The sequence below is a fragment of the Halodurantibacterium daqingense genome (assembly GCF_042666235.1).
Taxonomy (GTDB): Bacteria; Pseudomonadota; Alphaproteobacteria; order Rhodobacterales; family Rhodobacteraceae; genus Halodurantibacterium; species Halodurantibacterium daqingensis.
On the sequence record NZ_JBHTFQ010000026.1, the window covers coordinates 1 to 7727 of the forward strand.

Annotated in this window: 5 protein-coding genes; all 5 read right to left on the reverse strand. The window is 56.9% G+C overall.

Translation table 11 applies throughout. The features are described 5' to 3' along the window. Positions 1–12: 12 nt before the first annotated feature. Entirely contained in the window at positions 13–1995 is a 1983-nt protein-coding gene (locus ACFQXB_RS20150; protein ID WP_377406990.1) for a DNA methyltransferase, read from the reverse strand. A gap of 36 nt (positions 1996–2031) precedes the next feature. Continuing rightward, positions 2032–5763 carry a DUF6079 family protein gene (locus ACFQXB_RS20155; protein ID WP_377406991.1) on the reverse strand — a complete coding sequence of 1244 codons (3732 nt, stop codon included), beginning with the start codon at positions 5761–5763 and terminating at the stop codon, positions 2032–2034. A gap of 12 nt (positions 5764–5775) precedes the next feature. Beyond that, on the reverse strand, positions 5776–6234 hold the full coding sequence (gene brxF, locus ACFQXB_RS20160) for a BREX-3 system P-loop-containing protein BrxF (RefSeq protein WP_377406992.1): 459 nt from the start codon (positions 6232–6234) through the stop codon (positions 5776–5778). Next, positions 6231–7118 carry a helix-turn-helix transcriptional regulator gene (locus tag ACFQXB_RS20165; RefSeq protein WP_377406993.1) on the reverse strand — a complete coding sequence of 296 codons (888 nt, stop codon included), beginning with the start codon at positions 7116–7118 and terminating at the stop codon, positions 6231–6233. Before ACFQXB_RS20165 ends, brxF begins: the two co-directional genes overlap by 4 nt. A 164-nt stretch (positions 7119–7282) precedes the next feature. After that, positions 7283–7543 (reverse strand): WGR domain-containing protein, encoded by a 261-nt coding sequence (locus tag ACFQXB_RS20170; protein ID WP_377406994.1) that lies wholly within the window; start codon positions 7541–7543, stop codon positions 7283–7285. Positions 7544–7727 lie beyond the last annotated feature (184 nt).

Consider the following 7727-nt stretch of genomic DNA (forward strand, 5'->3'; position numbering starts at 1 on the left):
CGCTCGCGCACCTCAGGGGAATACTTGTTCGTGGTCTTGCTCATGATGCTCCATCCTACTCAAGAGTTGGAGCCTCCGGCAAACCCGGCGCGGTTCACCACCTCGCTTCTTGTCGAGGACAGATACGTTGGCTACCACGAATCCTGCCTCTTGTAAGGCAGCCTGGATAGCATTCCAGATCGCTGCTTGCGTATTCGAAAACTCGACTGTCATCCACCGTCCGGGCTTGAGAACCCGGTACGCTTGGCGGAAGCAGCGCGCCATCAAGTCTCTGTAGGCGTTCACATCTTTCTTTTGTCGTTTGTCCTCTATGGCCTCATGATTACGACTCGTCATCACACCGAGCCAGCCCTCCATTAGGGAGTTAAGTTCAGAGTAGTTTATATTTGCTCCAAATGGTGGGTCGAAAAACAAGTAATCTAAACTATTGTCTGGCAGCGGGAGCGCGGTTGTCGATTGAGTTGTAATTATCGGACGCCCACGTCTGCGACCCAACGCCGCCTTCTTCATTGCCGATATTCGGTCCTGCAAAAGAACGATAGGATTCATTTCAATTTGATTGGACGGAATGTAGAGCGTGCCACGACGGTGACCCGCTGTGGCGCCGCCTTCCCCAGCTTTTTCGCCACCAACACGAGTAATTGCTATCTGATGCTGCTTAGAACCTCTCTGGATGCTTCCAGTTACGGCCCATTTTAGTTCAGACGGAAACTCTTGGAAAGCAGACGAAAACACTGTGAGATTGCGCCGCGTATAAAAATGATGCACATGCGTGATGCCGATAGGATCGTTTCTTCTAGTTTCCTGACCATCGATTAATCGACTTGCTGGAAACTTTCCTGATAGCGCACGGCCCTCTATCAGTTTACACATCGCGATGTCTACTTTGTCGGGTACCTTGTCAAACCGCTTGGTTCCCACTGTATAGTTTATTCTAACTGGTGCAATTTTGGCCTGCGTTATGATGTTGCCAAGTGCGTGATCAAAGACGGTCTCCATAGCATGATCAAGGCCCCGCTTTTCCAAGTCAGACTTTTTACACGAGGGGCATGAGAAAGAATCTCTGACTTTTCCGTTATCTATATCAACAGCACTATTCCAAAAAATGATTTCTCCCGCGCAGTTTGGGCACGTGAAGACATCCGACCAAACAGTATAATTAATGCTTCCAGTTTGCCCTATTTTGGTTAGGTCGGGCGTAGCTTGCGCTGTCAACAACTCTTCAGCTTCAGAGAGATGCGCAGGTTTTGGATTGTGAAGTGTCAGAAACATCCAGTCGAACTCAGCGCGTAGCCTTTTGAGCGCCTCGCGTGATTTGATCTCCAGATCAATTGGATCTCGATGTGTATTATAGTTATTAGAAATGAAAGTTGCTGCCGGGGCCAGATCACCGAGGATCGCGTGTCGAACGCCCAGCTTCGAGAATGGAACCCATTCAGATCCGTTTTCAGTAACTGAGCTCTGAAGAATAGCCCCATCTGAATTTATTCGGTAACCCAAAGACTGTACCGCCTTTGCATCCCCACACAGCTGCGCAGCAACACCAGTCATACCTGTACCACAGAATGCATCCATAATTAGGTCACCAGGCTGCGTGTAGTGAAGCACGTATCTCATAATTGCCTTATGTGGCACCTTCGTATGGTACCCATGTGCATTATAGATTGGATCATTCTTGCCCTCAGTCACGTCAGCCGTAAAAGGTTCACGGGAGTACTTTACTGTTGGATCGTACTCTTTGCCAAAGTGCTTCACGAACTCAGCCAACCAAGGGTTAGGGCAAGCGGTGTAGTAAGGCGGATCCGACATCGCGAGGATCGCCTCGTCTGTTCCAGTGGGAAACCCCTCCTGAGCCCGGAAGGCAGGATCCTTCAGCTTCTCAGCCAGAAGGTTGAGGAAGTGGTCGCGCCGAGCATCCTCGCTCGGGAAGGTCATGCCAAGGCATTCGACCGGTCCGCCGCTCTTCCCGCTTTCCATTTTCAGTTGGTCACTCATAGGTAGTCTCTTTCAAGAAAGGGAGAAGGCAGGCAATCACTCGACCACAAAGCGCAGCTTCGTGGTGTCCTTGCCCTTGCACCGGTCATTAAGGAAGGCCTCGAACCGCTTGCGCAGATCTTCGGGCGTTGCTGGCGAGCCGCCTTGCAGCAGCGCGGCCTTGATGTCGTCGCTGCCGACATTGACCTTCTCCAGCCCTGACAACGCATCCTGGATCGCGGACGCAAAGTCGCCAGTCACCGGATCGGGGAGGGCCTTCGTCGAGACGAAGGCCTGGACCAAGCCGCGTGCCGTTGGCTTCAGCAGATCGAGGTTCTCCTGGATCGTCGGGTCTTCGAGGTTGTCGAGCAGCGTCTGTCGCCAGCCGTCGATCAGCCGGTCCAGCTCTTCATCAAGCTGTTTCAGCACATTGGCCGCGGGCAACATGTCGCCCTGCTCGTTGGCAGGCTTGAAGCTGCAGTGCGGGCACATCGGGCTGGCGGACAGTTCCGACTCCAGCAGTGACGCGCAGCTTTTCAGCTTCTCGAGCTTGTCCTCGTAGCCGGTGAGCTGGCTGGTGGGCATGAGCGACACGTTCATCAGCGTCCGCATCGACGCGAGGCGCGGATCCTTCCGCAGGGAAGCCTTGGTCTTGTCCTCGGCGACACCGAGACGCGCCCGGCTGTGCTGCGCGATGTAGGCGGTGATGTAGTCCTTCTTGAGCTTGGCCAGCGTCTGACGGTACTCGGCCGCATGTTGGGCCGTGCGATCGCTTGCCAGCTTCTCAAGGAGCTGCTTGCGCACCTCCTGCGCCTGCTTCACCCAAGGATGTTCCGGCAACAGGACCATTTCAGCTTGGGAGAGATAGGCCGCGACGGTGCCTAGGTCAGCGATCAGTTCCAGCATGGCCTCGACTGCTTTCAGGACATCGAGGTTCTTGCTCTGAGCGGCGATATCGTCCGAGCCGATGCGCAGGTTCTTGAGCTTGCCCACCGTGTTGTAGGGGGCGAGGCTTTCCGAGAAGGCTTTGAGCTCATCGAGCTTGGAACGCCAATCGCGGATCTCATCTTCCCGCAGAAGCGCCTGGCCCCAGAAGCTCAGACGGCCCGACATATCATGCGACGACGAGAGAACGCGCTTGGTGAGCTTTCCGACTTCCTCCTGAAGCTTGATCACTGGCTCGTCGGAACCTTGTGTCGCTTGTTGAGCCAGACCAGGAGCAAGCCCCAGGACCTCGAACAAGGACCGCAAGACCGCAACGTTGATTTCCTTGGGGGCCTCGACATGTTTGAACTGCTTCAGTTCGTCGAGCGGACGCTCGGCAAGAGCGCCAATCTTGCTCGAGTCAATCTTGTCGCCTGTGACGGCAAGGACGACGTCACCCGAATACACCAATCCGCCGAGAACGACTGCGAGCAGGTCCGGCTCGAGGCGGAACTTGATGGGCGCAAAGCACTCGACCTCGGCATCACCGCTGATCAGCTCGCTCCGGTTCAGAACCTGGCCATGGCCCTTGGCCTTCAACCGGTTCAGGACATCCAAGGCATAACGGGACTGCGTCGGGTCGATCCGATCGCCGTCGAGCATCTCGAGACCATCAAGGATGATGACTGCATCCTTAGTTCGGTTGCCCCCAGCCAGCACGCGAAGCGCGTTGCCGATGAGCTGCTTCCGGTTGGACTCGGTCACAAGTGCCGAGAACCTCGGATACTCTGGTGCAACCTCCCCGAACTGGTTGTTCAGCGCGAGCCCGGAAATCGCATTCACCACGTCACGGAAGTTGATCCGCTCTTCCGGACCAAGGCGTGCCTTTTCTCGTAGCGAGACGCCTTTGGTCCACTCCTGCAGCGCCTTGGACTTACCCTGATAAGTCACCTCGAAGGCCGACATCTGCTTTTCTTGCAGCCATTTGCTCATGTCGCGCAGAGCATCCTTGGCCTTGTCAAGATAGACCGACTTCGCACCACCGCTGGCAGTTGAAGCCAGGTCCTGCGCCGCTGCGTAGAAGGACAAATGGCGCCGGAAGGCGTCATTAGGGTTCTTCAGTCGGAAGAACACCTCATCGGCTTTTTGGTCGTCGCGGAAGCGCGGCGGCTCAAACGGCTGGATGAAGTAGATGTAGAAATCCCGCTCCGGCTGCGCCGTTGGCCGGTCGTTAGGGGCACCAAAGAAGAGGTAGCCATTGCGCTCAACGCGGCGATCCTGCCACTCGATCTGGTATTGCCAGATCTGGTGCCCCGTCACATAGGACGTCTCGTCAGTCCGCTCCATCAGCTGCCTAATGGCGCTGTAATAGGCGCGATCCAGGGCATCATTGGACAGCACGTCGGCACGTTTCTCGACCTGCGCGTCGTAGTCCACGTCCTTTTTGAGGTCGAGGAAGTACTGCTCGGTGTCTGGGGCCTTGGAGATGAACTGCCCGTTGACGGTTCGGATGGTCTCTCTCAACACAGTTTGGACAATCGAAAGCAGATCGGCCTCAGGATCGCCGCCCATGTCTTCAATCCCAGGCTGGTAGAGGCAAAGCGTATCGCGCAATTCCTCTGCCGTGGGGCCGACTGGGACATAGATGTCCCCACCCGTCGTCAGACGGTGGACAGCGAGACCATCAATTATCCTCAGCGCCATCGGTCTGTATTGCGGCCGCGTAAACGCTTTGCGAACGCGCTCCGACAGCACCTCGGACACCTTCAGGACCGGACCGATATTCGGATCGGCCTTCAGCACACCATTGGAAACGACGGTTTCCCAAAACTTGTCGTAGCCGATAAGCCCCGGCCGATCCTGAGGCACCTCGTCCTTCAGAACGGCCTGGATCTGGTCCCGCAACGTGACCAAGGCGCCGCGCTTCTCCGTGAAGACGAGCCGCTCGAATGTCCCGATGTAATCCGGGTGCACCGGGAAAAGCCGAACATATTCGTCCATGCGCTCGTTCATGGACCCGTAGAACTTGGCGAAGGGTGTCAGATAGGCTCGGATCTTGTCTTGCTGGTCTGCAGTCTTCTTGAGGAGTCGCTCGGCGACAACGAAGCTGACGTCCTGACGAGCGAGCAGCACCTGTGTGAACCGGTCCTTCACGCGCCGAAGGCTGTCCGAGACATGCTGAAAGCGGCCACTGTCGAAGATCGCTTCCTGAACGCCCGCGACGAAACGGAAGCGGAGATGCTTCGTGACCTCGCCAATCTCACGCAGGAACGACAGGTCGAGCACGAGATCATGGTCACGGCGAGACCTCAGGTATTCGAGGAACTCGTCGACCACGAGAAGAACGCCGTGGTCCGGATGCACCTCTGAGAACGCGGCCATCATCTCCTCAAAAGAGGCTTTGTTGTTGACGACCTTGTCAGCTGGCGGAAACGCGTACGTCACACCGTGCTTCTCGAGGAACAGTTCGAGCTGTTGGGTGATGATGTCCCGGAGAGACATCTGGCTGGATACCTCGATCCGGTGGACCTTGAATTTGCCCGCAATCGCGGTGGCTGCTGCGGCCACCTTCGGATGCCGGATGATAGGCAGATAAGCCGCATCTTCTGCCACGAGCGACAGCACGGACATCAGGTGAGACTTACCAGTCCCGTAGTTGCCGACGACCAAAACCCCCTTGTGATCCACGCTCTCATCAAACGAAAGCTGTGGGATCATCTGGTTCGCGATGCGTTCGGCCATGTCGTCGGAAATGACGTAGGTCGAGACCAACTTCTTGGCTTCTTCGGGCCGGTTGGCGTCGAGAAGCTGAATGACAGACTCGATCTGCTCGAACTGAATGAGATCGCCATAATGCATGGGCATACCCGTTTCCTCTCAACGTACTTCAAATAGGATCGTGCCGTCGGGGCTATGATCCTGATGTTCTGGATGGCCTGACACGGCATAGGACAGGCGGTTCTCACGGAGCTCACCGGGCCAAGCCGCTACCACTGGCCGGACACGAGCCTGAGCCTTCAAGACATCTAGCGGGCTCACCCGGAGTGTTCTGTCAAACAGAAGCTCAATGTTGTCGACCAGGAGCAGACCATGACCGGCTGCCGTATCCGCCAAGCCTTTGAAAAGCTCTGATACCTGCAGGTGTCGGCGCGTCCGTGGAAGACCCAACAAGTCCCGCCCGAGAGCTAGGCCGACGTTCAGAACAGGGACCTTCATGCGACCTGATAGCTGGCCAAGGAGGGCGGTCTTCCCACTGCGCGGCAGACCGATCAGCAGTACCAGCTTGCTGTTCAACGGCGTTGTATCGGCGATTTTTCGTTCGAGCTCCTCGATCACACGCTCCTCCCGCTGGCACTGGGCGGACGCGCACTGGAAGAAATCTGGGCGGCATTCAGAAGCACGATCTGCTGATCCTGGGGCGCTCGTGCCCCGGGATCGGTATCCAGTCCAAGCCGTCGCAAAGCGTAATAGAGAAGGGCACGCCTGACCTTGATCGCCGCCTTTCCCCCATCCATGCCGTAGTCGAGCGCGATGACCTTTGCCTGCGTCGGGGAAAGATCAGGATGTGGGCCTATCTCGAGGACCACGTCATCATTCCACTCTGCGTCTTCCGCTGGCACCACCGCGGTCTCAGTGGAACCGCGAATTTCGATCATCCGAGAGAGAAGGAAATCCTTGAAGACTTTGTCGGAGAGACAATAGGCGCGTGCGTGCCAACGGAAGCCATCAAACGCGATGGCATGGGGCGCGATCCAGCGCCAACGCGGCTCGGGGTTCGACAAGGACTGATACTTGACCTCGATCGCCTCCGAACGCCGGATGGCTCCGACGACCGACCGGAGCGTGACAGGGTCGACGCCTCGCACGGGCGTCGGCGAGGCTGCGTAGGGCGGCAAGTCGGCTATCCAGGAGTCCTCTCTGTCGAGGATACCGTCAGCGACAGACCGCAGCTGGGCCAGATACCTGCTTGCGTCAGGCTCTAGAAACTGTGGCTTGAACCCTGGCCCGCGAACGTAGGTCCGGGCGCTTTTGTCGTAGACCATGTTGTCTGGTGCGAAGCCGATATAGCGATTTAGATCCATAGAGGCCTGGTTCACCGAAACCCCGAATTGATCCATCAGATCAATGCGGTTCACGTGCCCCTCCCAGAACAGGCGGAACTCTATGAACTCGAGACGTTGCTCGACTCCCCAGCGTAGATCCGACTTGTCGTTGGACACGACTTCCCCCCAAGCATACCCGTGCGCATTAAAACTATGCGCGCCCAATAACTGGGCCTCCGCTGACCCTAGGGCTTAGGCTTCGGTTTTTCAACGTAAATCGGGCAAACACATGACGATAACCAACCGTCAGTTCTTCGTGGCGCGCTCGTTTGGTTTCAGCGTCAGTCGACGTACCCGCGCCGCTTCTTCACCGCTGCCAGCTTCAACAGCGCCGTGATGGCTTTGCCTTCATCGGGGTGCGTCTCGACCATCATCTGACCCCGGAAGCCGATCCGGCCCCATTCCCGCACGAGGCTGGCACGACCGAAGAGGTCGCGTTGCACGCTCAGCCTATAGAAGCGACGCATGTTGCGCGCCGGATCGATCCGGCGCATCTGCACATCGGTCGGGAAGACATCGAGCTGGATCGAACTGTGGTACATGTAGTGATCGACTGAGGTTTTCCCCACAATATCAGGTGGAAGTCTGCGCTTCCACCTCGATTTCCCCGCGAGGGGAGAATGGGGCTCACGCCCCCTTCTCGAACTTCATGACCGGAATACCGAGCTTCTTAGCCTTGTCGGCGAGGTTCTCTTGGATGCCATTGCCCGGGAAGACGAGGACGCC